Origin of the sequence: Mariprofundus erugo (assembly GCF_005818865.1) — a bacterium.
GTDB classification, from domain to species: domain Bacteria; phylum Pseudomonadota; class Zetaproteobacteria; order Mariprofundales; family Mariprofundaceae; genus Mariprofundus; species Mariprofundus erugo.
Genome location: NZ_VBRY01000012.1, coordinates 72,343 through 98,569 on the forward strand (window position 1 = coordinate 72,343; position 26,227 = coordinate 98,569).

The 26,227-nt window shown below is 54.3% G+C and carries 27 protein-coding genes and 1 pseudogene; 19 read left to right on the forward strand and 9 right to left on the reverse strand.

The features are described 5' to 3' along the window. Positions 1 to 39: 39 nt before the first annotated feature. The 4 genes from FEF65_RS11785 to FEF65_RS11800 all read left to right on the forward strand — a co-directional run bounded on the left by FEF65_RS11785 (position 40) and on the right by FEF65_RS11800 (position 2,979). Positions 40 to 270: a CopG family transcriptional regulator gene (locus tag FEF65_RS11785; protein WP_138240022.1), complete on the forward strand. Its 231-nt coding sequence runs from the start codon at positions 40 to 42 to the stop codon at positions 268 to 270. Between the two features lie 107 nt (positions 271 to 377). Beyond that, a complete protein-coding gene (locus FEF65_RS11790; protein WP_238701376.1) occupies positions 378 to 1,532 on the forward strand; it encodes a TolB family protein in 1,155 nt (384 codons plus the stop codon). 14 nt (positions 1,533 to 1,546) lie between these two features. Beyond that, positions 1,547 to 2,605: a TolB family protein gene (locus tag FEF65_RS11795; protein ID WP_202978276.1), complete on the forward strand. Its 1,059-nt coding sequence runs from the start codon at positions 1,547 to 1,549 to the stop codon at positions 2,603 to 2,605. 158 nt (positions 2,606 to 2,763) lie between these two features. Next, positions 2,764 to 2,979 (forward strand): hypothetical protein, encoded by a 216-nt coding sequence (locus tag FEF65_RS11800; protein WP_138240023.1) that lies wholly within the window; start codon positions 2,764 to 2,766, stop codon positions 2,977 to 2,979. A 134-nt stretch (positions 2,980 to 3,113) separates the two neighbouring features. Here FEF65_RS11800 and FEF65_RS11805 read toward each other — a convergent pair whose 3' ends face one another. Beyond that, positions 3,114 to 4,541 carry a diguanylate cyclase domain-containing protein gene (locus FEF65_RS11805; protein WP_138240024.1) on the reverse strand — a complete coding sequence of 476 codons (1,428 nt, stop codon included), beginning with the start codon at positions 4,539 to 4,541 and terminating at the stop codon, positions 3,114 to 3,116. 217 nt (positions 4,542 to 4,758) lie between these two features. Beyond that, entirely contained in the window at positions 4,759 to 7,533 is a 2,775-nt protein-coding gene (gene ppdK / locus FEF65_RS11810) for a pyruvate, phosphate dikinase (protein ID WP_138240025.1), read from the reverse strand. Between the two features lie 221 nt (positions 7,534 to 7,754). Here ppdK and pal point away from each other — a divergent pair, with 221 nt between their 5' ends. The 4 genes from pal (at position 7,755) to queC (ending at position 10,627) form a co-directional block, all read left to right on the forward strand. Beyond that, complete coding sequence (pal, locus tag FEF65_RS11815) at positions 7,755 to 8,390, forward strand: peptidoglycan-associated lipoprotein Pal (protein ID WP_238701377.1); 636 nt, start codon at positions 7,755 to 7,757, stop codon at positions 8,388 to 8,390. Positions 8,391 to 8,400: 10 nt separating this feature from the next. Continuing rightward, positions 8,401 to 9,276: a tetratricopeptide repeat protein gene (locus FEF65_RS11820; protein WP_138240026.1), complete on the forward strand. Its 876-nt coding sequence runs from the start codon at positions 8,401 to 8,403 to the stop codon at positions 9,274 to 9,276. Positions 9,277 to 9,347: 71 nt separating this feature from the next. Continuing rightward, the gene (locus FEF65_RS11825) at positions 9,348 to 9,938 is read left to right on the forward strand and encodes a radical SAM protein (RefSeq protein WP_138240027.1); all 591 of its coding nucleotides are present in this window, start codon (positions 9,348 to 9,350) and stop codon (positions 9,936 to 9,938) included. Further along, complete coding sequence (gene queC, locus FEF65_RS11830) at positions 9,935 to 10,627, forward strand: 7-cyano-7-deazaguanine synthase QueC (RefSeq protein WP_138240028.1); 693 nt, start codon at positions 9,935 to 9,937, stop codon at positions 10,625 to 10,627. Before FEF65_RS11825 ends, queC begins: the two co-directional genes overlap by 4 nt. 113 nt (positions 10,628 to 10,740) lie before the next feature. On the opposite strand, the gene FEF65_RS11835 is transcribed toward queC, so the two are convergent. After that, positions 10,741 to 11,520, reverse strand: a complete 780-nt coding sequence (locus tag FEF65_RS11835) for a 5'-methylthioadenosine/adenosylhomocysteine nucleosidase (protein WP_138240029.1) — start codon at positions 11,518 to 11,520, stop codon at positions 10,741 to 10,743. A 200-nt stretch (positions 11,521 to 11,720) separates the two neighbouring features. Then, positions 11,721 to 12,731 (reverse strand): ketol-acid reductoisomerase, encoded by a 1,011-nt coding sequence (gene ilvC, locus FEF65_RS11840; protein WP_138240048.1) that lies wholly within the window; start codon positions 12,729 to 12,731, stop codon positions 11,721 to 11,723. 211 nt (positions 12,732 to 12,942) lie between these two features. On the opposite strand from ilvC, the gene FEF65_RS11845 reads away from it, so the two are divergent. The 3 genes from FEF65_RS11845 to FEF65_RS11855 all read left to right on the forward strand — a co-directional run bounded on the left by FEF65_RS11845 (position 12,943) and on the right by FEF65_RS11855 (position 15,540). Continuing rightward, a complete protein-coding gene (locus FEF65_RS11845) occupies positions 12,943 to 13,899 on the forward strand; it encodes an ABC transporter ATP-binding protein (protein ID WP_138240030.1) in 957 nt (318 codons plus the stop codon). Beyond that, positions 13,896 to 14,666 carry an ABC transporter permease gene (locus FEF65_RS11850; protein ID WP_138240031.1) on the forward strand — a complete coding sequence of 257 codons (771 nt, stop codon included), beginning with the start codon at positions 13,896 to 13,898 and terminating at the stop codon, positions 14,664 to 14,666. Before FEF65_RS11845 ends, FEF65_RS11850 begins: the two co-directional genes overlap by 4 nt. 193 nt (positions 14,667 to 14,859) lie before the next feature. Then, positions 14,860 to 15,540, forward strand: coding sequence for an RlmE family RNA methyltransferase (locus tag FEF65_RS11855; protein WP_138240032.1), 681 nt, complete (start codon positions 14,860 to 14,862; stop codon positions 15,538 to 15,540). Between the two features lie 6 nt (positions 15,541 to 15,546). Here the strand turns inward: FEF65_RS11855 and tadA are convergent, their stop codons facing one another. Genes tadA through FEF65_RS11870 form a run of 3 tightly spaced genes read right to left on the reverse strand, consistent with a single transcriptional unit; the run spans position 15,547 to position 17,848 of the window. Further along, positions 15,547 to 16,005 (reverse strand): tRNA adenosine(34) deaminase TadA, encoded by a 459-nt coding sequence (gene tadA / locus FEF65_RS11860; protein ID WP_138240033.1) that lies wholly within the window; start codon positions 16,003 to 16,005, stop codon positions 15,547 to 15,549. Beyond that, positions 16,005 to 16,850, reverse strand: a complete 846-nt coding sequence (locus tag FEF65_RS11865) for an ABC transporter permease (protein WP_138240049.1) — start codon at positions 16,848 to 16,850, stop codon at positions 16,005 to 16,007. Before FEF65_RS11865 ends, tadA begins: the two co-directional genes overlap by 1 nt. A gap of 14 nt (positions 16,851 to 16,864) precedes the next feature. After that, entirely contained in the window at positions 16,865 to 17,848 is a 984-nt protein-coding gene (locus FEF65_RS11870) for an ABC transporter permease (RefSeq protein ID WP_138240034.1), read from the reverse strand. A gap of 173 nt (positions 17,849 to 18,021) precedes the next feature. Between FEF65_RS11870 and FEF65_RS11875 the strand changes: the two genes are divergently transcribed. The 8 genes and pseudogenes from FEF65_RS11875 to FEF65_RS13830 form a co-directional block, all read left to right on the forward strand. After that, positions 18,022 to 18,336: a hypothetical protein gene (locus tag FEF65_RS11875; protein WP_238701380.1), complete on the forward strand. Its 315-nt coding sequence runs from the start codon at positions 18,022 to 18,024 to the stop codon at positions 18,334 to 18,336. Positions 18,337 to 18,366: 30 nt separating this feature from the next. Further along, on the forward strand, positions 18,367 to 19,581 hold the full coding sequence (locus FEF65_RS11880; RefSeq protein WP_138260573.1) for a carbohydrate porin: 1,215 nt from the start codon (positions 18,367 to 18,369) through the stop codon (positions 19,579 to 19,581). A gap of 33 nt (positions 19,582 to 19,614) precedes the next feature. Beyond that, complete coding sequence (locus FEF65_RS11885) at positions 19,615 to 20,130, forward strand: hypothetical protein (protein WP_138240036.1); 516 nt, start codon at positions 19,615 to 19,617, stop codon at positions 20,128 to 20,130. 52 nt (positions 20,131 to 20,182) lie between these two features. Then, a complete protein-coding gene (locus FEF65_RS11890) occupies positions 20,183 to 20,692 on the forward strand; it encodes a hypothetical protein (protein ID WP_138240037.1) in 510 nt (169 codons plus the stop codon). A gap of 283 nt (positions 20,693 to 20,975) precedes the next feature. Continuing rightward, positions 20,976 to 23,189 (forward strand): ATPase, T2SS/T4P/T4SS family, encoded by a 2,214-nt coding sequence (locus tag FEF65_RS11895; RefSeq protein ID WP_138240038.1) that lies wholly within the window; start codon positions 20,976 to 20,978, stop codon positions 23,187 to 23,189. Next, positions 23,186 to 23,656: a chemotaxis protein CheW gene (locus FEF65_RS11900; protein WP_238701381.1), complete on the forward strand. Its 471-nt coding sequence runs from the start codon at positions 23,186 to 23,188 to the stop codon at positions 23,654 to 23,656. The genes FEF65_RS11895 and FEF65_RS11900 overlap by 4 nt, the downstream gene beginning before the upstream one ends. Before the next feature lie 199 nt (positions 23,657 to 23,855). Next, positions 23,856 to 25,301 (forward strand): methyl-accepting chemotaxis domain-containing protein, encoded by a 1,446-nt coding sequence (locus tag FEF65_RS11905; protein ID WP_138240039.1) that lies wholly within the window; start codon positions 23,856 to 23,858, stop codon positions 25,299 to 25,301. A 4-nt stretch (positions 25,302 to 25,305) separates the two neighbouring features. Next, positions 25,306 to 25,548: pseudogene (locus tag FEF65_RS13830) on the forward strand (Hpt domain-containing protein); the annotation flags it as partial. A 47-nt stretch (positions 25,549 to 25,595) separates the two neighbouring features. Here the strand turns inward: FEF65_RS13830 and FEF65_RS13675 are convergent. Further along, the gene (locus tag FEF65_RS13675; protein WP_162530330.1) at positions 25,596 to 25,973 is read right to left on the reverse strand and encodes a hypothetical protein; all 378 of its coding nucleotides are present in this window, start codon (positions 25,971 to 25,973) and stop codon (positions 25,596 to 25,598) included. A gap of 38 nt (positions 25,974 to 26,011) precedes the next feature. Then, positions 26,012 to 26,227: hypothetical protein (locus FEF65_RS13680; RefSeq protein ID WP_238701382.1), on the reverse strand; the 216-nt coding region annotated here is incomplete at its 5' end.

Here is a 26,227-nt window from a genome sequence, read left to right on the forward strand (position 1 = left end):
GATGTCCAGACATTATGCTGCAGCGTGAAGAGGTGGGTGATGTCTGAAGCAAAGCAGTGCACGATTTATCTGGATGAGCATATTCATAAGGCTCTGAAGTTGAAGGCGGTTGGCAGCAACCGCTCAATCTCCGACGTTGTGAATGAAGCGGTACGGAATCTTCTGGCTGAGGACCATCAGAACCTGATGGCTTTTGATGCAGAAGAGTATCAGCCGGTTGTCAGCTATGAGGAGCTACTCAACGACCTGAAACAGGAAGGCAAGATCTGATTCAGGCCCCGGTGGCTTCCGATGCGAAGCTGATGGTGTGAATCCCTGGCTGAAACCGATGAATCTGTGATCTGGGTCACAGGTACTTTTAAACACACTTTGTCATAATGCCGCGATTGTATGTCTGGCTGACCGGTGTACGCTGGTCGGTGCGTGAAAACGAAGGGGGCAATATGCGAAAGAAGTGGGTGGTGGCAGGTTTTGCACTTGCAATGCTGGGGGCCGAGATTGCGTCAGCCGCAGCCGGATCGAGCCAAAGTGCCGAACCATTGTATCCGGTGACGCCGCTGATTACCGAAAAGGGCGTAGATACCGTTTATCCCTCTGTTGCCGGCGACTTCATGGTTTACAGTACCATGACGCTGAAGCATGCCGGTGTTGTGCGTGTGTCAAAGCAGTCGCCACAATCAGCTGTGCGCGAAGTCGCGTCGATGACGCTGAATGAAGCCATTCGCTTTGGTGTTGCGGTAAACGATGGCTCGGTCGGTTATGTCAGCAATCGTTTGGGGCCTGTCTCTGCGTGGATGTGGCGGGGGCACGGTGAAAGCCATGTCGCCATTGTTTCCGGCAATATTTATCGCGGTGGTGTGATTCCTTACCATCTCAACGCCAGTGCCGATGGGCAGGTCTGGTGCTATGACACGCCGTTTGAAAAATTGCGTCAGAATGAGATGCTGAACTCCTATGCCCAGTCTCCCGAGTTTGAGCTGACCGGACAGCTGTGGCGTACCTACGATTATGACAGCTTCAGAATCAAGGCTGGCTACAAGGCTACTGAAACAGGCAATGGCAATAAGTTTGATCCGCCATCACTCTACATCTTCAATCGTAAATCCGGTGATTTGACGATGATTCCCAACGCATTTAACGGTGCCATCTCCCCTGATGGCAGCAGGATTGTATTTACACGCGAGGTGAATGGTAATTACGATCTGTGGATGCAGCAGATCGATGGTGGCGAGCTGGTACAGCTTACCGATTCACCGTTCGGGGATTTTGAGCCTCAATGGAGTCCCGATGGCAGCAAGCTGGTGTTTGTTTCCAATCGCGATGCCGCAGGCTCTGTGATGAGAACCTCTATCTATATGCTTGATCTTGCTTCGGGCAAGGTCACCCGTTTGACCAATGCCGAGCGGGCAACCGATGGTGGTCCGGCCTGGATGGATGAGCACTCGATTGTGTTTCACTCGAACAGGGATCCTCAGAAGCCGCAAACATCGACCTCATCTAAATGGAATATCTGGCAACTTAAGCTGAATTAAGGCTGTATATGGCCATGATGCGCATGCTGATAGCTCTTGCGGTAATGATGCTGGCGGTTTCGCCGGCACATGCCGGAGGTTTTATTGACTGGCTGGATGAAGGCTCATCGCGACATGATGTCGATAGAGCCGATGGTGATGGCGCCGTATTGTTAACCCTGGAGGCAGGGGAAAACGAGATGTATCCGAAGGTTTCTCCGGACGGGAAATATTTGCTGGTGATTGCGGGCAAGCATGGCAAGCCGGTGATTTCACTGCGAATGCTTGAAAATGGTGATCCGGTTCATGTCGTCGGTGACTATGACCAGCAGATCCCGGACTCCATTGCCTGGCATGGCAATGACGAAATCACCTTTCTCTCATATCGCAGCGACAGTCTGGGTTTATGGCGCAAGCCTGTGACGGGCGGTGTTTTGCGTACGCTCGACCGCAGGCTGGATGGAGAGCTGCGGACGCCGCTGATTCTCGATGATGAAAGTGTCATTGCGGTGCGTCTGGATACTGCTGCCGATCATGGTGGTGGTGACAGGCAGCATGGCGAACCGCTCTTTACAAACTGGCAGGTGCCTGGAAAACACCCGAGTATTGCCCGGATTAGCGGCCAGGGGGCAGAGGTTGAACTGGCAGCCGGGGTGAATCCGGCCCTCTCTCCGGATGGCACCCGTATTGCATTTTCCATGCAGGAAAAGCATAACTGGCATCTGTTCATGATGAATGTGGATGGTTCGGATCTGGTTCAGCTGACGGAAGGGGATCATGTGGATGCCCAGCCGGCCTGGAGTCCGGACGGACGCTGGCTCGCCTTTACCTCCAATCGCTCCGTCGATGGTGAGGAGGAAGAGCATCATAACAACAACTGGAATATATGGTTGATTGGTCGCGATGGCCGTAATCTCATGCGCCTGACCAGTGACAAGGCACGGGATGGAGCTCCGAGTATCGCCAATAATGGCAAGGTTTATTTTCACTCGGATCGCCACATTGAACGGGATGACGAGCAGGAGCATCAGGTGCGGGGGGCAACCTCCGGCTTTCATATCTGGTCCATTGAGTTGCCAGCCAAGGTGAGCTGATTCTGGCGATGGCGGTTTGCAGTCGTTTCCGTCCATATTCCGGCTGCAGAAAAATAAATATAAAATTTTTCTAAAGTCGGCCATTTCCTCTCCGATAGAAAGTGGTGCGGGAACCATGCAATGCCGGTTCCCAGCCCTGGAATGACAAAGGAGCGGTTGTGGGTTTCTCGATTTCACCGGTTGATGGGTTTATCACGCGACTGCTTCAGCAGACCCATCAGTCTGCGGCCAAGGCACCGGCCAGTGCGCAGCCACAGGCTCAGAAGCCGGATCAGGTTTCCATTTCCAGCGAGGCTCGTCAGGCCGGTCAGGTGGCAGGAAATGATGCCCTCGAATCGCGCTTGATGGATCTCTATAACAGAAAGGGTGTTTAAGGCGACACCGGTTGATTGCCACTCTGGCAAAAATCAGTCCAGTATCTGTCGAATCACCGATCCGGAGATGTCATCCTGAAGAGCCTGACGGCTTAGCTCGCTTGTATCGAATCGTAACGGTGGCTTGCCCGTGATCAGGGTTGATGGATGAAGTAGCAGTTCTTGCCGTTCTTCTTCGCTTTATACATGGCATGGTCGGCCGCCTTGATCAGTGTATCCCGGTTCATGTTATCATCAGGATAAAATGCAATGCCCATGCTGAGTGTGATCGAGTATTCGGGGCCGATATGGTGATATGGTTGGGCCACCTGTTTGATCAGGTTATCGGCCACATGCTGAACCGATGTGCGGCAGCTGACCTCGTTGAGGATGATGGTGAATTCATCCCCCCCCATACGGGCGACAGTATCCACCTCCCGCACGCTGGCACGCAGTCTGTGGGCAACCTCGGTCAGTAACTCATCCCCCGCTTTATGTCCCAGTGAGTCATTGACCGCTTTAAACCCATCCAGATCAAGGTAGAGGATGGCAAATCCCTGTTTATGTCTGCGCGCCTGGGCCAGGGCCTGATCAACGCGATCAAGGAACAGCCCTCTGTTGGCGAGGCCTGTCAGCTGATCAAAGTGAGCCATCTGCATCAGGCGCTTTTCGGAGGCCTTTCGTTCTGTGATATCGTGCAATACCCCCTGCAGGTAGAGATCATGCTCATGCTCTCTTACCGTGGCGGCGGCATCCTTAAACCAGATGTCACGCCCGTCTTTTGCGCGGATCCGGTATTCTGAATGAAAGGGGGTGTTGTTTTGCATGCTCAGCTCTATTTCGGCGAGCACGCGGTCGCGATCGTCCGGGTGAATGTGCTGTGGCCATGGCTCAGGTTTGTCCAGCAGCTCTCCCTGTCGATAGCCGAGAATTTCCTCTGCCTGCGGGCTGACGAAAAGCAGTCGGCTGCGATCAAGGGTGGTGATATAGGTGATGGCGGGGATCTGCTCAACCAGGTTGCGGAAGGTTGCAACGGACTTTTCAAGATCCTCTTCAATTCTTCTGCTTTCCGCCAGTTGATTGATGTTGTCAATCGCGACCGCCATCATGGATGTAAGCTGCTCAAGTAACGCACGGGCTTCTGCCGTGAGTGGCGATGATGTTTCGGAAAAGAGAAGCAGGCAGGCGTTCAGTTCACCATGCTGATTGGTCACGGGGATGGCCAGCATTTGTCTGCTGTGAGCCAGGGCGGGGAGATGGGCCGCATCGAACAGAGGTGGTTTGGTGCCATGCTGGATGATGGTGATATGTTTATGCCGGTGCAGGCTTTTCAGCCAGTAATTGCCGCCGTTGATCTGTAGCTGGCAGGGGTGCCAGCCATTCGTATCACAATATTCATACACTTCCAGCTGGTCGTCGCTGATGCGTCCTGCCGCTGCTGCGCTGGCAGGGAAGAGCTGGGTGGATGTGATGATGCCTACGCGCATAATGGCATCGATATCGGTGCAGCGGTGCATGTGATTACTGGCAGCAGTAAAAATCGAAACAAGGTCAATGTGGCTCTTCTGAAGAGCGCCTTCCATGCAATACCCCTTTGGTGCTGGCGATGCTGCGCCAATATCACGTAACCATATACGAACGTTACATCGATATGAGCAATTGTCATGCCTAAAAAATGCGATGGCATCTGTCCTGTGTCAGCCCGGCAGGCTTCCCGGTGCTGATCCATGCGGGTTGTCCATGTGGACGGATAAAGGCCGCTACAATCCGGCCTGATAGCCGGATTGTAGCGGCTGGTAGTCACGCGGTTGGCTGCAGCAGGGCTGCATGCGCTGCTGCCAGACGTGCAATCGGTACGCGCGGACCGGAACAGGATACATAGCTGAGTCCGATGCCGTGGCAGAAGCGGATCGAAGCGGGGTGTCCGCCATGCTCACCGCAAATGCCGATCTTGAGATCAGGTTTGGTTGTACGCCCCCAGCCGATGGCAAGTTCCATGAGTTTGCCCACGCCATGGGTATCCAGGACCTCAAATGGATTATCGCGAAGAATTCCGCTCTCATTGTAGAGTGGCAGAAACTTGTTTTCGGCATCTTCGCGCGAGAATGAGAATGTGGCCTGGGTCAGATCGTTGGTGCCAAAGCTGAAGAAATCGGCCTCTTTCGCCAGTGTCTCCGCTCGCATGCAGGCCCGTACAACCTCAATCATGGTGCCGAATTTGAAGATCGGGGAGAACCCGAAATCCGCTGACACCTGTTTATTAATATGGTCCACATTTTTTCTGACTGCCCTGAGTTCTTCGGGGGTGCAGACCTGGGGCACCATGATTTCAGGGTACACATCAACACCCTGTTTGTGGCATTCACAGGCTGCCTCAAGGATAGCCCGGATCTGCATGGCATAAATTTCAGGGTAGGTGATGCCGAGTCGTACACCGCGATGGCCCAGCATCGGATTGACCTCGAACAGGGAGCGAACTTTTTTCAGAATCGCCTCCTTTTTGTCGATCGCCTCATCGACCAGTGATGAATCAGCCACCCTGATGACCTGAGGTAACCCTGATCCACCCTGAGCCCCGTTCGGGAAGAGCAGCGAGATGGTGTCGGAAAGGATTTCCGCTCCTCTCAGCGAGTCGCGCAAATGGCGCAGTTGTTTCAAATCAGAGATCAGCTGCTGCTCGGAAGGGAGGAACTCGTGAATCGGCGGATCAAGCAGGCGAACAGTGACCGGATTGGGCGCCATGGTTTTGAACAGGGCTATGAAATCATGGCGCTGGATTGGCAACAGTTTGTCGAGAGCTGCCTGGCGCTGTTCCAGCGAGTCGGCAACAATCATCTCCAGTACAATGGGCAGGCGGTCAGAGGCGTTGAACATCCGTTCGGTGCGACACAAACCAATGCCCATGGCACCATATTTTAATGCACGCTCGGCATCGACCGGGATATCGGCATTGGCCAGCACTTTCAGGCGGGCAGCCTGATCAGCCCATGACAGCAGCGTTTTCAGTTCATCGGTGAATTCCGCCTCGACTGTGTTGACCGTACCGAGATAGACATTGCCGGTGGTGCCGTCCACGGTGATCAGGTCTCCTTCCTTGATGATAACATCCCCGATATGGGCGCGGCGTGCAGTGACATCGACCTCAATGCCTTCGGCACCGGCTACGCAGGGTTTGCCCATGCCGCGTGCGACCACGGCAGCATGACTTGTTTTGCCGCCTCGGCTGGTAAGGATCGCCTGAGAGGCGAAGAAGCCGTGTATGTCTTCCGGTTTTGTTTCCTCTCTGAGCAGGATAATGCGCTTGCCCGTGCGTCCCTGTTGCTCGGCGCGGTCTGCATCAAAGACCACATGACCGGAAGCTGCACCCGGACTGGCCGGCAGGCCGCAGGCGATAGGGGTGGCGCCTGCATGGGCGTCAAGACGGGGGAACAGCATCTGTTCGAGCGATTCGGGGTTGATGCGCAGCAATGCCGCTTCCCTGCTGATCAGCCCCTCCTCAACCAGTTCGACGGAGGTGCGTACCATCGCCTGTGTATTCATTTTGCCGTTGCGTGTCTGCAGGCAGTAGAGGGTGCCTTTTTCGATGGTGAACTCAAAGTCCTGGATTTCATGATAGTGACTTTCGAGCTTGCCACGCAGCTCCTCCAGCTGGCGGTAGAGGTCCGGCATTTCCGTGCGCATACGGGCGATCGGCTTGGGCGTGCGGATGCCTGCCACGACATCTTCGCCCTGCGCGTTGACCAGATATTCACCGAAAAACTCGTTTACACCGGTGCCCGGGTTGCGGGTAAAGGCAACGCCGGTAGCAGAATCGTTGCCACGGTTGCCAAAAACCATGGTGCAGATATTGACGGCTGTGCCGTTGGCCATGCCCGGGGTGATTTTGAATTCGCGCCGGTAATCGATGGCACGCCTTCCCATCCAGGAGTTGAACACCGCCTTGATGGCCAGCTCAAGCTGCTCGAACGGATCTTCAGGGAATGGTCGGCCGGTCTGGCTGTGTACCACCTCAAGAAACAGTCCGGTAATCTCTTTCATATTTTCGGCTGACAGGCCGACGTCTTCCCTGACACCTTCACGATGTTTGATGGCTTCGAAAGGTTCATCGAACAGCTCGTCAGGAATATCGAGAGCGACCTTGCCGAAGAGCTGGATAAAGCGGCGGTAGGCATCATAGGCAAAACGCTCATCACCGGTTTGTTCGATTTCACCCTGCAGGGTGTGCCGGTTCAGTCCCAGATTCAGAATGGTGTCCATCATGCCGGGCATGGACATCGCGGCACCCGAGCGAACCGATACAAGTAACGGGTTGTGGGCATCGCCAAAGCCCTTGCCTGTCATCTGCTCAAGGGCGGCCATCTGTTCTCGTACCTGCTGCATGACGCTACCCGGCAGGGTGCGATTGGCGCCGAGATATTCGAGGCATGCTTCGGTGGTAATGGTGAATCCGGGGGGAACATTGAGGCCGATCTGGGTCATCTCACAGAGATTGGCGCCTTTACCTCCCAGCAGCATTTTGTTGTGGCCATCTCCCTGTTGAAAGGAATAGACATATCGTTTGGTTGCGTCTGTCATCTCGGGATCTCCAGTGTTTTTTGCCATGCGGAATGTGGCAGGGGAGTAGCGGCAAGTAACGGGTGAACTTTTGCGCCCTCGCATGGCAGATTATACCTGTTCTGTTGTCGATGGGAACAGCGGTTGTCGATGAAAAGCGACGCTAACACCGCCTCTGTTTATGCTTTCGGAGTCAAATTGACACGTGAGTATTGCGTGGGCTATATTGAGAGTGTTTCGCCATGTCCACGGCAACTGCCGGAGCGGTGGTGGTGGTCTTGAAATGGTTGACTGCCGATATAGGCGTGTCACTATACGCTTACCAGATGGGTTACAGTGAGGAGAAGAATATGGATTCAGTTCGTTCGATAAAAGCAGGTTCAACCAGGCAGATATTGATGGTAGCACTGGCTTCTGCTGCAATGGTTTTTGCCGGTTGCTCCAAGAAGGTAGACGTCACGACTGATAGCAGTGCGTCAAAGGCGAATGCAGGCAGCAATGCTGCTCAGCAGGAAGTACAGCCGATCAAGGGTGCTGATGCCAGCAAGCCTGCAACCAACGCGGTTTACTTCGCATTTGACAGCTCTGCACTGGATGCAGCGGGTAAGGCTACCCTGGATGCGTATGCAGCCTGGCTGAATGCCAACAACAGCGCCAGCATTACCATCGAAGGTAACTGTGATGAGCGTGGAAGCCGTGAATATAACCTGGCTCTGGGACAGCGTCGTGCCGACAGCGTGCGTGACTATCTGGCGGGTCAGGGTGTGATGGCTGCACGTATTGATACTGTTTCATTCGGTGAAGAGCGTCCTGTATGCAAGGGTTCCGGTGAAGCATGCTGGGCTCAGAATCGTCGCGGCGACATTGTCAGCCGCTAAGACCAGCTTTGTGAAGGTCATCAGACGGCCACTGGTTTCGCCAGTGGCCGTCTCCTTGTTGTGCCTTGTCGCGTTTTCCGGTTGTGCCAATGACAGGAAGGTCATCTGGGAGCAGGACAAGCCGTCGTATACGGCGTCACTGCATGATCTTCAGCAGCAACAGCAGCAGCTGGCAGAGGCCAATCGTCAGCAGGATGAGGCGATGGCTGAGATCAGGGAAAAGCTTTCTGAAATCGAGTTGCTGACGCAGCTTTCCCAGTTGCAACAAGCCCAGATTCAGGCGCTTTCCGCCCAGATGGATGCGCTGCAGAAACATCGCACCGCAGCCGTTGCAGCAAGACCGGAAGCTCCTGCCGCAGTGGCCCATGTGGCTGCCAAAAAAGAGGCGACCCACCGGGTCTCTCCGGTAGAGGCGCCGACTGTACCGGTGGTGACCGAGACGCCGGCGGTAGATGTGGCCGCGCAGGCCGAGGCTGAGAAAAATGCTTATACAGCAGCATATCTGGCGCTGAAAAGCGGACGCTATGATGAGGCGTCCAGGGGCTTTAACAAACAGCTGGATATATATCCCAATGGCGAATATGCCGATCAGGCGTGGTACTGGCTTGGTGAGACGCGTTTGGCTCAGGGCGAAAATGATAACGCAGTCAGTGCCTTCAAATTTGTGGCTGATCACTATCCAAACAGCGTGAAACATGGTGCGGCACTGTTCAAGCTGGCACAAATCTTTGCCACTTCGAACCATGCAGATCGCGCGGCTGAGTATTATCGCAAGCTGATCAATGATCATGGTGACTCTGCGATGGCTGAGCAGGCGCGCAGTGCATTGAAAGCTCTGGAGCAGCAAGCGCCTGCACCAGCAGCTACGACGGAGAGCGGCCAATAACAAAGCCTGGGCACCGCCTTCGAATTCATGAAATTTACGACAGTATCCAGGGCGAAAGTACGCTGGCAGGTATGCCATGCACGTTCGTCAGGCTGGCCGGCTGTCCATTGCGCTGTACCTATTGCGATACACCGCAGGCGATTCCGACCGATAGCGGCGAGTGGATGCGTATTGCCGATGTGGTCGATGAGGTACGTCGCAGAGCACGGCCGCTGGTGCTGGTCACGGGTGGAGAGCCACTGGCGCAGCGAAATTGTGCGCAACTCTTAAGCGAGCTGCTTACGATGGGTAGTCTGGTGCAGTTGGAGACATCCGGTGCGTATCCGCTGGCTGATTTGCCGGCTGGTGTGCGGAAGATTGTTGATCTGAAGGCGCCCGGCAGTGGTGAGGTGCTTCGCAATCGTCTCGATTTGCTGGCTGATTTATCGGCCGGAGATGAGATCAAGATTGTTCTGACTGACAGGGCAGATTATGAGTGGGCGCGTGGGATGATTGAAAAGTATCAGCTCGGTCTGGGTGATGTTCCCGTTCTTCTCTCGTCCGCATGGGGCTCTCTCGGAGCGGATCAGTTGTGTCAGTGGCTGCTTGAGGATCGCTTGCCGGCGCGATTGCAACTGCAGCTGCATAAGGTAATCTGGGGCGAGGGGGCTTCAGGCGTATGAATACAGATCAGATCAAGGCTGTGGTGCTTCTTTCAGGCGGACTGGACTCCAGTACGGCGCTGGCATGGGCTGTGCGGGAAAAAGGCTGGTTGTGTCATACGGTTGCCTTTGATTATGGACAGCGACACCTGATTGAGCTCGATGCTTCGGCTGCTGTGGCTGCATCATTCGGGATTGTCGATCACCGGGTGATTAAAGTTGATCTGCGCGCAATCGGCCATTCGGCGCTGACATCTGCGACGCCTGTGCCGAAGGATGAGGCCGGCCATGGTGGTATTCCTTCGACCTATGTACCGGCCCGGAACCTGATCTTTTTGTCACTGGCGGCAGGACTTGCTGAAACGGTTGGTGCAACCCGTCTGGTGATTGGTGCCAATGTGGTCGATTATTCGGGTTACCCGGACTGCCGACAGGAATTTCTCGACTCTTTTATTCGTACAGCGCTGCTTGGTACCAAGGCAGGTAGCGAGGGCGGGGAGCTTGAGATTGCTGCACCACTGATTCAGCTGGGGAAATCGGAGATTATTGCTCTCGGCCTTAAGCTTGGTCTTGATTACGGGCTTACCCGCTCCTGTTACGATCCCTTGGCCGATGGCATGCCGTGCGGTCACTGTGACTCCTGTTTTTATCGCCGTCAGGGTTTTGAGCAGATCGGTTGTGCAGACCCTCTTCCATACCCGCTAAAGTAGGCGGGACGGCGATCGGCCGTGAAGCGCATGAAAGTATGTCTTATGCGTGCTGCCCGAGTCATTTTGTCTTTGCGAACTGATTTTTGCCAGGAGGGCAATAAATCAGCATCTCCCTAATCAGCGCTTCCTTCATGCTGAATCAGATCAAGTAATCTGAGTACAGAGCCGCAGGTGAAGCGGGAAGCAACCTTGTCGATGAAACGGGGGAAGTCGATGGCAGCGCTTTCATTGGCCTTGTCTGAAATGGTGCGTATCACCAGATAGGGGATGCCATGCTCATGCGCAACCTGAGCGACGGCTGCCCCCTCCATCTCCACACATTTCAGGGCCGGGATCTGTTCACGCAGTGCAAGGGCACTCTGATTGTCGGCAATAAACTGATCGCCACTTGCAATGGTGCCTGTGACCACCCGGGGGGTGTGAATGTGAAATGCATGCAGTGTATCGGCATCGATATCGGTCGTCAGATTTTCGCTCAGGTAGGACTCCGCAGCCAGGCGTGCGCTATCGGTATGGCGGCTGTCTACTTTGAAGCTGGAGATGCCGAGCAGGGGGATCTCGTGTCGTTCAATGCCGGGGAGTGCGCTGGCATTCATGTCGTGCTGGATCAGTGTATCGGCAATCACGATATCACCGACATGAAGGTCCTGGTCCATAGCGCCGGCAACGCCGGTGAAGATCAGATAATTGACGCCATATCTCTCGATCAGGGTGGTGGCGGTTGATGCTGCGGCCACCTTTCCCCAGCGCGAAAAGACGATGGTGACCTTTTTGCCGCGCAACGTGCCGCTGACATATTCACGCATGCCCCGGGTTTCTCTCCCTGTCTCGGATATATGCTGTAGCAACTGAGATATCTCCTCTGTCATTGCTCCCATGATGCCAATGTTCACGCTTGTACTCCTGATGATGCTTCAATGATGTTTGGAAGGTGGGCGGACGATCACGAAAGCAGTCGATGTCGGGTGACAAATGCTTGCGTGGCGGTGTGCACTCGTTTTAACGGTTTGAGGAATGGTGTGTGTGATCACCTGTTGTTGCCAAATAAAAAAGGAGGCCATATGGCCTCCTTTTCTGTCGGCGCTAAAAGGCCTTAGTTCTTGGACTTGTCCACGATCTTTTTGATCCACGGCATCATTGCGCGCAGCTTCTCACCGGTCTGTTCAATCGGGTGAGCAGCATTCAGACGGCGATATGCGGTCATGGACGGGTAGTTGGTAGCGCCTTCCAGGATGAACTGCTTGGCATATTCACCGGTCTGGATGTTGTGCAGTGCTTCACGCATGGCATAACGGGACTCTTCGTTGATGACCTTTGGTCCGGTGACATACTCGCCATACTCCGCGTTGTTGGAGATGGAGTAGTTCATGTTGGCGATGCCGCCTTCGTACATCAGATCAACGATCAGCTTCAGCTCGTGCAGGCACTCGAAGTAAGCCATTTCAGGTGCATAGCCAGCATCGACAAGTGTTTCAAAGCCGGCCTTGACCAGTTCTACTGCACCACCGCAGAGAACGGCCTGCTCACCGAACAGGTCGGTCTCGGTCTCGTCCTTGAAGCAGGTCTCGATAATGCCGGTACGGCCGCCGCCGATTGCGGAAGCATAAGAGAGAGCAATGGCCTTGGCATCGCCGGTTGCATCCTGATGAACAGCGATCAGATCAGGGATGCCGCCGCCGCGTACGAACTCGGAGCGAACGGTGTGGCCCGGTGCCTTCGGTGCAATCATGATGACATTCAGGTCAGCACGCGGAACGATCTGGTTGTAGTGAATGGCAAAGCCATGCGCGAAGGCAAGGGTTGCACCCTGCTTCAGGTTTGGCTCCAGCTCGTTCTTGTACAGCTGTGACTGAAACTCATCCGGGGTCAGAACCATGATAAGGTCCGCGCCCTTGACGGCTTCGTCAACGTTCTTGACGGTCAGGCCGCAAGCCTCGGCTTTGGCTACGGAAGCAGAACCGGAGCGCAGGCCAACGGTAACATCCACACCTGAATCTTTCAGGTTATTGGCGTGGGCATGTCCCTGTGAACCATAACCGATAATTGCGACTTTCTTTCCCTGAATGATGGAAAGGTCGGCATCTGCATCATAATAGATGTTCAAAGCCATAAGGCATCTCCTGTTCTGTTGATAATAAAAAAAGGGTGGCGCACCATATACGTTTTGTCGGCAAAGTTCGAGAGGAATCTGTAGATGCGGAAATCGGGCGGGTCAGTGGGGGATGGTGCATCGGGTCAGTGTGGCTGGCAGGGGGGGCGCAGGTTGCTGATTGCCAGGATGGCAATTCATCCGCATCGCCCTAGTGTATGCCGTTATGTATGCACTGGAGATAAATGGCCTCGGCAAGGTTTATGAAAAAGGCAACAGGGCGCTGAATGATGTCTCCCTGCGTGTGCCGCAAGGCAGCTTTTTTGCGCTGCTCGGCCCTAACGGGGCGGGCAAGAGTACGATGATCAATATTCTGGCCGATATTGTGCGGCCGAGTGAAGGCAGAGTGACCTTGCTCGGCCATGATCTGTTCAGTGAACGCAACTGGTGTAAACGGCGCATGGGTGTGGTGCCTCAGGAGATTGCCTTTGACCCGTTTTTTACACCGCATGAGGTGTTGCGTTTTACGGCCGGTTTGTTTGGTTGTCGGCCGGATGAAGCCTGGCTGGACGAACTGCTGGAGCGTCTTGAGTTGACCCGTCATGCCGGAAAAAAAGCGCGTCAGTTATCCGGGGGCATGCGCCGGCGACTGCTGGTGGCTCAGGCTCTGGTGCACAGACCGGAGCTGGTCATTCTCGATGAGCCGACAGCAGGTGTGGATGTCGAGCTGCGCCGCCGGTTGTGGGACTTTATGCGCGAGCTCAATGCCGGTGGCACTACGATTCTGCTGACCACCCATTATCTGGATGAGGCAGAAGAGTTGTGTGATCACGTTGCCATTATTGATCGGGGACAGCTGCTTACGGCTCAGCCGATGCGAACGCTGATGCGGGAGATTGCCAGTTCATGGTTGTGGCTGAACTATGGTCGTCCTGTCACGCTGACTGATGAGGATCAGGTGGCGCTGGCCGGCTTTGAGCCGCGTGGCAGTGAGGAGGGGGTGTGTCTGAAGCTCGGGCAGAGTCAGGACGGACAATCCACCTTTCACCAGGCTTATCAGGCCGCTGTCGCCCGTTTTGGCCCGCCTATGGATGCAGGGGTTCGCAGGGAAGATCTTGAAGATGTCTTTTTGCGTTTGACCGGCCATGGCAGTCAGGCTCAAGGCAGCGGAGTAAAGTCATGAGCCAGATGAATCTTACCGGAGCAAGAGCACTGTTTATGCGGGAGGTGCGTCGCTTCCTCAAGGTGAATATGCAGACGATTGTCACCCCGGCACTGACTGCCATGCTGTATCTGGTGATTTTTCGCTATGCCATGGGAGATCGACATGTGCCGGGCATGGAGGTGGATTACTTTACCTTTCTGGTGCCCGGACTTGCCATGATGGCCATGATGCAGAATGCCTTTGCCAATACCTCCAGCTCTATGATCATGGGCAAGGTGATGGGGATGCAGATTTATCTGCTGATGGCGCCGCTTTCGGCATTCGAGGTGGTGGCTGCGTTTCTGCTGGCTGCCGTGGTGCGTGCGGTGGTGGTGGCGGCGGCTTTTCTGGTGGTGTTGTTGCCGTTTGTTGATTTCTCCATGCCGCATCCGGGGATTGCCCTGGTTTATGGTATCTGTGCCTCGTTGATGATGGGGGGAATGGGATTGATCGGCGGCATGTGGGCCAGGGATTTCGATCAGGTTGCCATGGTGACCAACTTTGTCATTTTGCCTCTGACCTTTTTGTCCGGCGTGTTTTATTCAGTACAGCAATTGCCGCCATTCTGGCAGGCCATCAACAATGCCAATCCGTTTTTTTATCTGACCGACGGCTTTCGCTATGGTTTCCTCGGTGTGGGCGACACTGACCCGTTTGCCTCAATGGGGGTGGTACTGGTTTCGGTAGTGGTGACCTGTCTGGCATGCTGGCAGCTCTGGCGCAGCGGCTGGCGTATGAAGGAGTAATAGATCCGCCGGTCTTCCGGATGCGGAGGATCTGTTGCAGGCCTGGGTGGCCTGCCCGGAGGCGCTGATCGATTCAGTGTTTCCATTAAAACAGCATGCTGCGGAGGTGGCGCAGAAGGAGGGTGGCAGGGCTTGCCGGCCCCGATCCCGTTCTTCTGCTGCTTTGCAGTGAAAGCTTGAGAGAGATGTTAATATGGCACAACAATCCAAAAGTAAAGCCGCACGCAAAACGTCGGCATGGTTTCATCGGCATGCCAATGACCCGCATGTGAAGCGGGCCCAGAGGGAGGGCAAGCGCTCCCGTGCGGCCTTCAAGCTGACCGAGATTATTGAAGAGCACGGGCTGGTGATCGGTAAAAACAGTGTGGTGGTTGACCTTGGCTGTGCACCCGGCTCATGGAGTGTGGAGCTGGCCAGGCATGTGGGGCCGGGTGGGTTGGTGATCGGTATTGACCTGCTGCCACTGGATCCGATATCGGGCGTAACCCTGATTCAGGGTGATTTTGACTCTCCGGCCGGGCAGCAGGCGCTGGCCGAGGCGCTGGGAGGGCGGCAGGTGGATCTGGTGGTATCGGATATGGCACCGGAGATGAGTGGTCATAAACTGGTGGATCAGATGCGTATGATCGGTCTGAATGAAATGACGCTGCACTTTGCCCGTCAATATCTGCGCCCTGGCGGGGATATTCTGATGAAAACCTTTATGGGTGAGGGGTATGATGCTTTCCGCAAGGATCTGGGTACTTCATTCAAGCGGATAAAAAACATCAAACCGGCAGCCAGCCGCAAAACGTCAGCCGAGTTCTTTCTGCTTGGTCGTGAGTTTAAGGGGGCACCGGCAGGAGGCGAGCAGTCGCTTCATGACGGGTTGTGAATGAGATCAGCGCTGTTTGCGGCGCTGTCTGAAAAAATCCTTCAGCAGGGTGCTGCATGCATCAGCCATGATGCCGGATGTGACCTCAGGCTGATGGTTTAATCGTGTATCGGACAAAATCCGGTAGAGAGAGTCAACCGCCCCTGTTTTCGGGTCGCTGGTACCATAGACCACACGGCTGATGCGGGCGTGAACAATGGCTCCGGCACACATGGTGCACGGCTCAAGGGTGACAAAGAGGGTGGCTCCGGAAAGCCGGTAGTTTTCACAGGCTTTGCAGGCCGCCTGAATGGCTCTCATTTCGGCGTGTGCTGCCGGGTCATGCCGGGTGATGGGCTCATTGTGTGCGGCAAACTGGCGGCCGTCAGCGAGAACGAGAAGAGCGCCGACCGGCACTTCACCCATGGCTGCGGCCAGTTCGGCCTGCTGCAGGGCGAGGGTCATGTAGTGGTTGTCATCGACCACTATCGGTTCAGCCGTGGATCAAAATAATCGCGTAACCCTTCGCCCAGCAAATTGTAGCCGAGTACGGTAATCAGAATGGCCAGGCCCGGAAACATCGAGAGCCACCAGGCAATCTGAATATTGTCTTTGCCATCGGTCAGGATATTGCCCCAGGAGGGATCAGGTGGTTGTACTCCGAGGCCGAGGAAAGAGAGGCCTGACTCGACAAGAACGGCGCCGGCAATGCCGAGCACGGCGGAGACCAGAATCGGGCCCAGCGCATTTGGCAGCATATAGCGCCACATGATCCGGAGCGGGGAGATGCCCAGGCTGCGGGCGGCAAGAATATACTCCCGTTGCCTCAGGCTTAAAAACTCGGCGCGAACCAGACGGGCAATGCCCATCCAGGAGGTCAGGCCGATCACAATCATGATGTTCCAGATGGATGGTTCGAGAAAAGCAATGACGGCCAGAATGAGAAAGAAGGTCGGGAAGCAGAGAACCATATCGGTGATACGCATGATGATGCTGTCCGTACGACCGCCGGCATAGCCGGAAATCGCCCCCAGCAACAGGCCGATCAACAGTGAAATGCCGACGGCAACAAAGCCGACGGCAAGGGAGACGCGGGCACCGAACAGCATGCGGGAAAAAACATCCCTGCCAAGGGTATCGGTCCCGCACCAGTGTTGCCATGACGGCGGCATCAGAATGACGCTGACATCGATTTCTGTCGGATCATAGGGGGCGATCCACGGGGCGAGAATCGCCAGCACGGCAACAGTCATCACAATGCTGCCGCCAATCACCACAAGAGGGTGGTTTTTAAGGATATGAAGGATGGCGGCAGTCCCGGATGATGGCATGGCGGTTGTCGAGGTCATTTGTGGCTCCCGTGGCGAATGCGCGGGTCGGCCCACGCGTAGGCAATATCGGCAATCAGATTGCCCAGCAGGGTGAGGATGGCGCCAATTACGGTGATGCCCATCACCAGCGGGTAATCACGCGACATCACGGCTTCGTAAAACAGTAGTCCCATGCCGGGGAGCGAGAAGAGTTGCTCGACAATGACAGAGCCGCCAATCAGGCCGGGAATGGAGAGGCCAAGCAGCGTGATGATGGGCAGCATCGCATTTTTCAGGGCCAGGCGATAGCGGATGGTTCCTTCAGGGATGCCCATGGCCCGTGCAGTGGTGATGTAATCGGCCCGGATCACCTCCAGCATGCCGGTGCGCATGAAGCGGCTCATGCCTGCGATGCCGCCGATGGCTGAAACAAATACCGGCAAAAGCAGATGCTCGAACAGATCGGCCTGTTGTTGCCAGAAGCTCATTTGGCGCCAGCTGTAATCGTGTATGCCGGAAACAGGCAGCCAGTTGTGATTGACGCCGAGGCTGATCATTAATAACAGTCCCAGCCAGAATGAGGGGATGGCAAAGCCGATAAACACCAGGATGGTGGTGCCCTTGTCAAACCAGGAGTCGCGTCTGACGGCGCTGGCAATGCCGAGCGGGATCGCTATGGCAATGATCAGGAGCATTGCCAGTGAATTGATCCACAAGGTGACGGGAATGCGTTCATTGATTTTGTCGAGAACGGCGCGACCATCAGCCGAAAATGACTGGCCGAGGTCCATCTGCGCCAGTCGCTGCAGCCATTGCCAGTATTGTTCGTATAATGGTTTATCAAGTCCGTAATAGCTGCGCAGACGCTCAATATCCTCGGCAGACACCTTCGGGTTGAACTCCTGTCCGACAATACTTGGCTCGCCAGGTGCCAGGTGCATCATGCCGAAAGAGATAATGGTGATCCCGAAGAGTAACGGGATCATGCCGGCAAGTCGTTTAAACAGGTAACGCGTCATGGCGCGACTATAGCCATATCAGTGAATAATGAACACGTCACTGCCGCACTGGCTCAGTAGATTACCTGAAGTGGTTAATAACCCTATTTTTTTTAATTATGGCAATACTTGACAATAGTGGTTCAGATTGATTTCATAGGGTTTCTTAAAAAACATTGGACAGGGGAAATTCAGTGAAGAAAAGTCTGATAGCGATTTCACTTGCTGCCGCTTTTGCGTTGTCGGCGCCGCTTGCAGTTACAGAAAATGGAGCGGTTACCGGTTACAAGTCTGCTGTTGCTGCCGATGCCGGTAACTCGGCCGATTACATGAAGCGTTTGAATCTGATCATCAAAAAGCTGCGCGATGCAATGGGCAGTATGAAGGATTTTGATGAGTTGGAGAAAGCTGGTCTGAACAAGCGCGACGTTGATCGTATGCGTCACGCGATGGAAGAGAAAATCAATCAAATGATGGAAGATGCGATTTACGCAATCCGAAACCTGTAATTAATTAAAGAGGGGAGAAGTGTGGGGGAGATGAATCATGTGCGTAAGGCACAGCATGACCTATTGAAAAAAATCACCATGGGCCTGGCTGCAACAGCCATGCTGGGGGCAACCCCGGCCACTGCAGCAGAGCGTTTTGATGAATTGCTCGGAGCTCCCGGTATTACCGGTGGCTGGGGTGGCCAGCGTGAAGCGATGGAGGCTTCCGGTCTGACGATTGAGGGCGTCTATACCGGCGAGTTCGCCAGAAACTTTACCGCCAATCCGGTCACGGCCAATGGTCAGGTCAAGACAGTTTACCAGACCAATATGGATCTGGTGATTGAGCTTGATACCGAAAAGGCGGGTATGTGGCCGGGTGGTACACTGCACGTTTACGGGCTGGGTAACACGGGTAGCAATCCTACGACCTATACCGGTGATCTGCAGGGCTACAGTAATATCGAGGCTCCCAATCAGTATATTATCTATGAAGCATGGTATCAGCAGGTATTTGCTGATGGCATGGTTTCTATCCTCGGTGGTCTGCACGACCTGAATTCCGAGTTCTATGCCAGTGAATATGGCGGGCTGTTTTTGAACAGCTCCTTCGGTATCGGTCCGGATATGACCGGTAATATTGCCGCATCCATCTTCCCGAAAGCGGGTCTTGGCGCGCGTCTGCGTGTTGAGCCGATGGATGGTGTCTATGTTCAGGCGGCCATTTACGATGGTGATCCGGCAACACGCGGATTCAAGGCCGGTGAAGGTAATATGGTCATTACCGAGGCTGGCTTTACCAGTGGTGAAACCAATGCCTATAAAATCGGCTACTGGCAGCACTCCGCCAACGTAACGTTTGCCGGCCAGAATTTCAGTAAAAACTATGGCTTGTATGGTGTGGTCGATCAGCAGTTGATGCAGTTCGACAGTGGTGCCGCCATCGGTGTCTTTGGTCAGTACGGCTACTCTCCGAAAGCGCGCAATCAGATCTATACCTATATCGGTGCCGGTGTGCATATGAAGGGCATTGTGCCAACCCGTGGTGATGATGAGTTCGGCGTTGGTATGGCTCGCGCTGATTTTCATGCCGATGCGGTCGGATCAACCAAGGTCTCCGAGACAACCTATGAGTTCACCTATCGGATTCAGGCTGCTGCATGGCTTGCCATTCAGCCCTCATTCCAGGTTATTCAGAATCCCGGAGGGGATCCAACGGCGCCAAGGGTGAAAGCCGGTCTGCTTCGTTTTGAAGTCTCCCTGTAAAGCATCACAATAAAACAATAAAGGAGGATTGATGTGAAAAAGTTTTTGATGGCATGTGCTTTGATGATTGGATTTTCAGGTGTGGCGGCAGCATCCGAACTGGGCACGCATGTGCATGTGGCTGCTTTCTTCAAGTTGCCGGACCAGAAGTCGTTTCAGTGGCCGGACGAGATCAAGGGTGAAGATATTATCGGCTCGCTCGATGGCAAGGCTGATTTCCTGGTTCTCACCCAGACCGTTGGCATTCACGATGGTGATGTGCTGAATATCCAGAACGACGTGCTGCGCTCCGGTGGTGCAAACGGTTATGAAGATCTGGGTATCGATTGCCAGCTGAGTGTGAACACCTCAAGCGGTCCCGACTGGACTGTTGGCGGAAAGTGTGATGTATTTCTGCCTATGCTGACCAGCGATGGTCAGAAGATTACCGGTATCATCATGCCGCATCCGATCGAGACCGAGAGGGTTTGGCATCATGTTTGGGATGATCCAAAGAGCGGTATCGCTGTTTATTTCTTCAAGGAAACCGGGGCAGTTCTCGGCAAATAACACGTTACAATCGTTGCTGTGATTTGAATTTATTGGTGGAGGCCAGTTGAAAATGAAAAAAGCGTTGATGGTTTTTGGGGTGGTGATGTGTGGTATGGTTGCCAGCCAGGCCTCTGCTGCTGAAGTGCGGAATATCAACTTTGCAGTATTTCAGAAGGTGGATAGCGCATTTGAATTTGATCCGATTGTGACCGGTCGATTCAGTGATTTCATTCAGACGATGAATGGCGCCCAGGTGCTGCTGCTGTCTCACACCCGTGGTTCTGTCGATGGTGACGTGATTAATATCCAGCAGGACGTATTGCGTGACTCCAGTGATGGTCTGAATGACATGGGTATCAACTGCAACATGACATTCCGTGATCATAGTACCAATAACAATACCGCTTTCGAACTGGGTGGTCTGTGCCGTATCATTGATTCGCTGAATAAGAATGTGAATGCGGTGATTCCGATGGCCAGCCTGCCTGATACCGAGCAGGGTGTTGAGGCGTGGGTTGAGCTCTATGAGGACAAGGCAAGCGGTACAGCCTTTTATGCCAACGTAGGGACCGGTGACTAGGTCTCTCTGCTGACAGAAAAAGTTCTCCTGCAGGAATTGAAAAGGGGTGGTTGCGTGATGCAACTGCCCCTTTTTATTTTAGCGGTTATACTCCACAGGTTGATGGCTGTTTTCAGCAGGTTGGTTGCAACGTAATACTGGCGGGACTCAAACAGGGCTGGATTTCTCATTCACCGGACTATGCGGGCATGCTTGCAGGTGTGACCTGTAACCCTTTTTTTGTCGGTTATGCAGTGTTATGTTAACGTCTCGTATTTTAACAGGGTGACGTATGTCAGGAGCAATGGATTTAAAAAAACATCAGTGGTTACTGCTTTTGTCCGGTGTGGTCACCGAGGCACAGTTGTCTGTTGCCGAAATGTCGGACACGGCACGTCGCAAGGGCTTGCTGGCGGCCCTGCTTGAGTTGAATGATATTGATGAAGATGCACTCATTGATGAAGTTTCCAGACTGTACAAAACGCCGTATGTGGATGTGCGCGCTGTCTATATAGAGAAGTCGCTGCTCTCTATCTGCCCGGAAAAGCTCTGCTATGACTATGAGTTTATTCCTCTTTCACAAACACCGTCTGAAATTGTGATTGCAACGGGTAATCCCCAGGATGTATCGATGCTGGATACACTGGCATTCAAGCTGGGTAAACGGATCATACCGAAGTTTGGCCGTACCGATTATATCCTGAAAAAAATTGCCGAGTGCTATCAGCAGAGTGATGGCTCATTCGGTGATGCCATGGATGGACTGGACGACGAACACGCCCTGACCCAGGAGTTGACGCAGGAGTTTCATCCGCATGAGGAGGAAGCTGATCTTGACGAGCTGAAGCGGGGAGCAGAAGAGTCGCCCGTGATCAAGCTGGTCAACGGCGTGATTGTGCAGGCGATGAAAATCGGCAGTTCCGATATTCATATTGAACCCGGCGAGAGCCAGAGTGTGGTTCGTCTGCGTGTGGATGGGCGGCTGCGCCCCATGATCCGCTTTCCATCAAGGGCGCATCCGCTGGTTGTATCCAGAATCAAGATCATGTCCAAGCTTGATATATCCAATACGCGCACGCCGCAGGACGGGCGGGCCCGTGTAAAACTGAAAGATAAAAGTTACGACATGCGTATCTCCACCCTGCCGGCACTGCATGGTGAAAAGGTGGTGATGCGTATTCTCGATAAGGGCGGTCTGGCCCTTAATCTCGACGTGCTCTGTTTTGAAGAGCTGGCCTATAAGCGCATTCTGCAGTGTATCCAGCAGCCGACCGGAGCAGTGCTGGTGACGGGGCCGACCGGAAGTGGTAAAACCACCACCCTGTATTCGTTTCTGCATCATATCAAAAGTGAAGAGATGAACCTGATTACGATTGAAGATCCGGTTGAGTTCCAGATCGAAGGAATCAATCAGGTGCAGGTGAATACAAAAACCGGAATGACGTTTGCCACCGTGCTGCGCTCGATCCTGCGTCAGGATCCGGATGTGGTGATGGTCGGTGAAATCCGTGATGAGGAGACGGCCGAGATCGCATTGCATGCGGCCCAGACCGGTCACCTGGTTTTTTCGACGCTGCACACCAATGATGCACCATCGACTGTGACCCGGTTGCTGGATATGCGTATCGACCCGATGATGCTTGCCTCATCACTGAGTCTGGTGGTTGCCCAGCGCCTGGTTCGCCGCCTGTGTCCGAAATGTCGCAAGGAAGTTCGTCCGGACGCTGATTTGGTCAAGCGTCTCGATATACCGCAGCAGGTGGTATTTTATGATAAGGTCGGCTGCAGCCACTGTATGCATATCGGGTATAAGGGGCGCATCGGTATTCACGAGGTGATGTTTGTGAATGACCGTATGCGCAAGCTGATCGGTCGGGCAGCTCAGGATCGGGAGTTGATGCAGGCGGCAAGAGAGGACGGCATGCTGACCATGTTCGAGGATGGCGTCTCCAAGGCATTGACGGGGCAGACCAGCCTGCAGGAGGTGTTGAGGGTTTGTTCGTTCCCTGAAGGCTTCAAGTTACGTGACCACCTTGGTTCAGATCAGCAGTTTCTCAGTCTTGGCGAGGTGCAGAAGCGGCATGATCGCAGTCAGGCAAAACAGGCGATTGACAGTGTCGAGCAGACGATTCTCGTTGTCGATGACTCGCCCAGTGTGCGTAATCTGGTGGAGTTTATTCTGCATGCCGACGGCTATAAGGTAATGCAGGCGGAAGACGGGCAGCAGGCGTGGAATATGCTCCAGCGCTTCAAGCCGGCACTGGTTCTGACTGATTCGGATATGCCGCACATGAATGGTATGGAGCTGCTCAGGCATATCCGCGAGCAGGACCGTTTTGGTGATATGCCGGTCATTTTACTGACGGCAAGAAAGGGCGAGGAAGATGAGGTGCAGGGGCTCAAGGCAGGTGCCGATGATTTTATCGGTAAACCGGTTGAACCGTTGAAATTGCAGGCCAGAGTTCGCAAGATACTGAGCTTGTATGCACACATTATGAAGCGAGGGGCGGAAGTATGAGTGAACAGGAACAGGGCAGACCGTCTGCGGCAGGTCAAACAGGGATGGTGGCATTGCTGCACGTGATGGTTGGCTCGTCTGCCCTGCTGGTGCGTTCAAGCCAGATTCGTGAGGTTTTACGCCCGCATCCTTTGACGCCGGTGCCGATGGGGCCGGCCCATTTGCGCGGGCTTGCCAATATTCACGGCCAGATTGTATGTATGATTGATATTGGCAAGGTGACGACCATTGCTGCTTCGGATGCGGCGCAAACTCCGCGCACCCGTTTTCTTATTTTGCGTCATGAATCGATGCATGTGGGCATGCAGGTTGATGATGTGCTGGGAATCAAGCATATTTCCGAGGCTGATCTTGCATCAGCTGACCGGGTGGAAGGGGATATCTCTGTCACCCGCATGACAGTCGATGGGCACAGCTTTAATATCCTTGATTGCAGCCCGTTACTTCATGCCGGCCCTGCAATCTGAAGGCTGATTGCAGGGGATGCCGAGCTGCTATCGCGACAGTGCTGCTTGCGTCTGAAATATTGCAATGGTGACAGTACAGTCGTCTGTCCGGATGCTGCTCCGGAGCTGTCGCTCAACATATGAAAAGTCAGATAATTTGAAATATTGCCAAAGCTGAAACTATATTCAGTATGGCAAGCACCAGAGGGGAGGATGATTTATGACTACACACGCTGATTCCGGGGCAACCGGTCAAATTTCGCTGCGCAAACTTGCCGGGCGAAATTCCATGCTTTCACTGCTTTTGTTCGCAGTGCTCATAGGCATTGTCTATGTGGCATCGCTGAAGGACAGGGAGGGGATGCAGCAGCTGGAAGGTGTGTATCAGGGTCAGTTCGAAATTGAGGCATTTAAAGCCTCCCTTTCCAATATCATGGTGCCACTGAATGACTTTGCCATGACCGCAGAGGAGAAAAACTATCCGGTTCTGAAGAAGGCTGTCAGTGATTATCAGGCCAGCTACGACAGCTTGAATAATAACCCTTATCTGAATGACAAGGATAAAGAGGCGTTGACCAAGGTGGTTGGTCTGATGGGTGAAGTGATGACCATCGCCAATGACGTGGTTGATGGCAAAATTCCTGCCAGTCAGGCACCACAGGTGACCCTTCTGGCCCAGAATCTGGTGCTTGCAGCACAGAAAAAGCTGGCTGTTATTGTGGATGGACTTGAGCAGCGGCTGAAAGAGCGTTCACAGCAGCACCAGCAGGATGCCGACATGCATCTGTATATGCTGCTTGGATTTATCGCATTTATTGTTCTCTTGCTTGAGTTGTTGAGCCGCGGCTTGCTCAAACGTGCGGAAGAGGTATCCAGGGCAACCAGCAGCGTGGCTGAGAGTGTCGGCGATATTATCCATGCCAGTGAGCAGCAGTCTGATGCTACGGAGCAGCAGTCCCGCTTTATGGAGCGCGTCATCAAGGGGCTTGAGCTGATTGCCGATGCCGGTGGCAAGATGACGACCAATATCACCAACCTTGAGAAAAACGCAAAAGTGGCTACCTCCTTTGCCAAGGGTGGTGCAGCAGAGGCGGCTGAGAGTGTGGCCGGTGCAGGCAGTGTGCGTGTCCGTCTTGAAACCATTCCAGCGACTGTGAAAGAGCTGGAAGCACGTCTGGAGCAGCTGGCTGCCGGCCTTGATCGTATTCAGGACATTACAGAAGAGAGTCAGCTTATGGTTCTCAACGCTTCCATTGATGGTGCTGATTCTGCCACTGCCGGTGTGACCCGCGAGGTTCAGCGTATGGCGGCTCAGACCCGTGAGCTGGTCGACAGCATCCGTTCCGATCTTTCTCTGGCATCCGATTCCGCAAGGACGATTGCCGGCAGTGGTGAGAGCATTCAGCAGATTGATACCTATCTGCAGGGCTTTGAGCAGACAGTTGATGTTCTGCGTCGACTCGAAGGCATGTCCTTGAAGAATGCACAGGCTGCATCCGTACTTGTTCAGGCCTCGGAGCGACAGGCCGACCGCAACAGCAAGGTGTTGCAGGCGCTTCAGCATATTTCCGAGCTTCTGCATGTATCCGGTGACAAGATGCGCGCCAATAAAGAAGCGTCTGCCCGTCTGAGCCAGGCATCGGAAAGTCTGCTGAATATGTCCTGAGCATATGTCGGAATTTGATGTGTCCGATTTTATTGCACCATTTTTTGATGAGGTAAGGGAGCGGCTGCTTTCGATCAGCCGCAGGCTTGTACTGCTTGAAGAGGGAAAACTTGATCGGGACGGGCTGAACCTGATTCGTCGGGATGCCCATACGATCAAGGGGTCTGCCCAGATGCTGGGCGTATATGACGTGTGTGAACTGGCTCATCTGTTTGAAGAGGCCATGGAGTATTCACTTGCGCATGAGCTGGCAGATCCAGCCCCTCTGACGCAGTTCCTTTATGATCTGCATGATCAACTGCAGGAAAGAATTGCGCAGCCGGATGGTAGTCGGCTGATTGACATTGAGCCTCTGGCACAACGCTTCTCAGCCTTGTCCGCCGCAGCGACCGATGCGGAAAGCCCGGTGGCGGCTGCACCGGCTGAGGCAGACAAGCCGGTGCGCAGACCTGCCAAGCGTAAACCTGGAAAGTTGTCGGTTGATATTCTGTCCGCCATTAAAGGGTCGATAGAAACCTCATTACAGCATACTGAATCGGCAGCACCGGCAGCACCGGCAGCACCGGCAGCACCGGCAGCACCGGCAGCACCGGCAGCACCGGCAGCACCGGCAACACCGGCAGATGCATCCAATGCGATCAGTGGTGCTGGCAAAGGGGTCAAATTAGCCAAGCGAAAAGGTAAGGTTCCTCTTGCCCTGCTGGCTGCAATCAAGGGTTCGATTGAGGAATCTTTACAGCCTGATGCGCAGGCGGCGGCTCCAGCGGCTCCAGCGGCTCCAGCGGCTCCAGCGGCTCCAGCGGCTCCGGCGGCTCCAGCGGCTCCAGCGGCTCCAGCGGCTCCAGCGGCTCCAGCGGCTCCAGCGGCTCCAGCGGCTCCAGCGGCTCCAGCGGCTCCAGCGGCTCCAGCGGCTCCAGCGGCTCCAG

Bases quoted from the DNA above. Each gene is read 5' to 3' on its own strand.
- FEF65_RS11845 (WP_138240030.1), top strand. From the start codon at position 12,943: ATGTATGCACTGGAGATAAATGGCCTCGGCAAGGTTTATGAAAAAGGC.
- FEF65_RS11855 (WP_138240032.1), top strand. From the start codon at position 14,860: ATGGCACAACAATCCAAAAGTAAAGCCGCACGCAAAACGTCGGCATGG.
- FEF65_RS11825 (WP_138240027.1), top strand. From the start codon at position 9,348: ATGCCATGCACGTTCGTCAGGCTGGCCGGCTGTCCATTGCGCTGTACC.
- FEF65_RS11795 (WP_202978276.1), top strand. From the start codon at position 1,547: ATGATGCGCATGCTGATAGCTCTTGCGGTAATGATGCTGGCGGTTTCG.
- FEF65_RS11850 (WP_138240031.1), top strand. From the start codon at position 13,896: ATGAGCCAGATGAATCTTACCGGAGCAAGAGCACTGTTTATGCGGGAG.
- FEF65_RS11905 (WP_138240039.1), top strand. From the start codon at position 23,856: ATGACTACACACGCTGATTCCGGGGCAACCGGTCAAATTTCGCTGCGC.
- FEF65_RS11895 (WP_138240038.1), top strand. From the start codon at position 20,976: ATGGATTTAAAAAAACATCAGTGGTTACTGCTTTTGTCCGGTGTGGTC.
- FEF65_RS11870 (WP_138240034.1), bottom strand. From the start codon at position 17,848: ATGACGCGTTACCTGTTTAAACGACTTGCCGGCATGATCCCGTTACTC.
- FEF65_RS11785 (WP_138240022.1), top strand. From the start codon at position 40: ATGTCTGAAGCAAAGCAGTGCACGATTTATCTGGATGAGCATATTCAT.
- pal (WP_238701377.1), top strand. From the start codon at position 7,755: ATGTCCACGGCAACTGCCGGAGCGGTGGTGGTGGTCTTGAAATGGTTG.
- FEF65_RS11890 (WP_138240037.1), top strand. From the start codon at position 20,183: ATGAAAAAAGCGTTGATGGTTTTTGGGGTGGTGATGTGTGGTATGGTT.
- queC (WP_138240028.1), top strand. From the start codon at position 9,935: ATGAATACAGATCAGATCAAGGCTGTGGTGCTTCTTTCAGGCGGACTG.
- ppdK (WP_138240025.1), bottom strand. From the start codon at position 7,533: ATGACAGACGCAACCAAACGATATGTCTATTCCTTTCAACAGGGAGAT.
- FEF65_RS11790 (WP_238701376.1), top strand. From the start codon at position 378: ATGCCGCGATTGTATGTCTGGCTGACCGGTGTACGCTGGTCGGTGCGT.
- FEF65_RS11880 (WP_138260573.1), top strand. From the start codon at position 18,367: ATGAATCATGTGCGTAAGGCACAGCATGACCTATTGAAAAAAATCACC.
- FEF65_RS11865 (WP_138240049.1), bottom strand. From the start codon at position 16,850: ATGCCATCATCCGGGACTGCCGCCATCCTTCATATCCTTAAAAACCAC.
- FEF65_RS11900 (WP_238701381.1), top strand. From the start codon at position 23,186: ATGAGTGAACAGGAACAGGGCAGACCGTCTGCGGCAGGTCAAACAGGG.
- FEF65_RS11805 (WP_138240024.1), bottom strand. From the start codon at position 4,541: ATGGAAGGCGCTCTTCAGAAGAGCCACATTGACCTTGTTTCGATTTTT.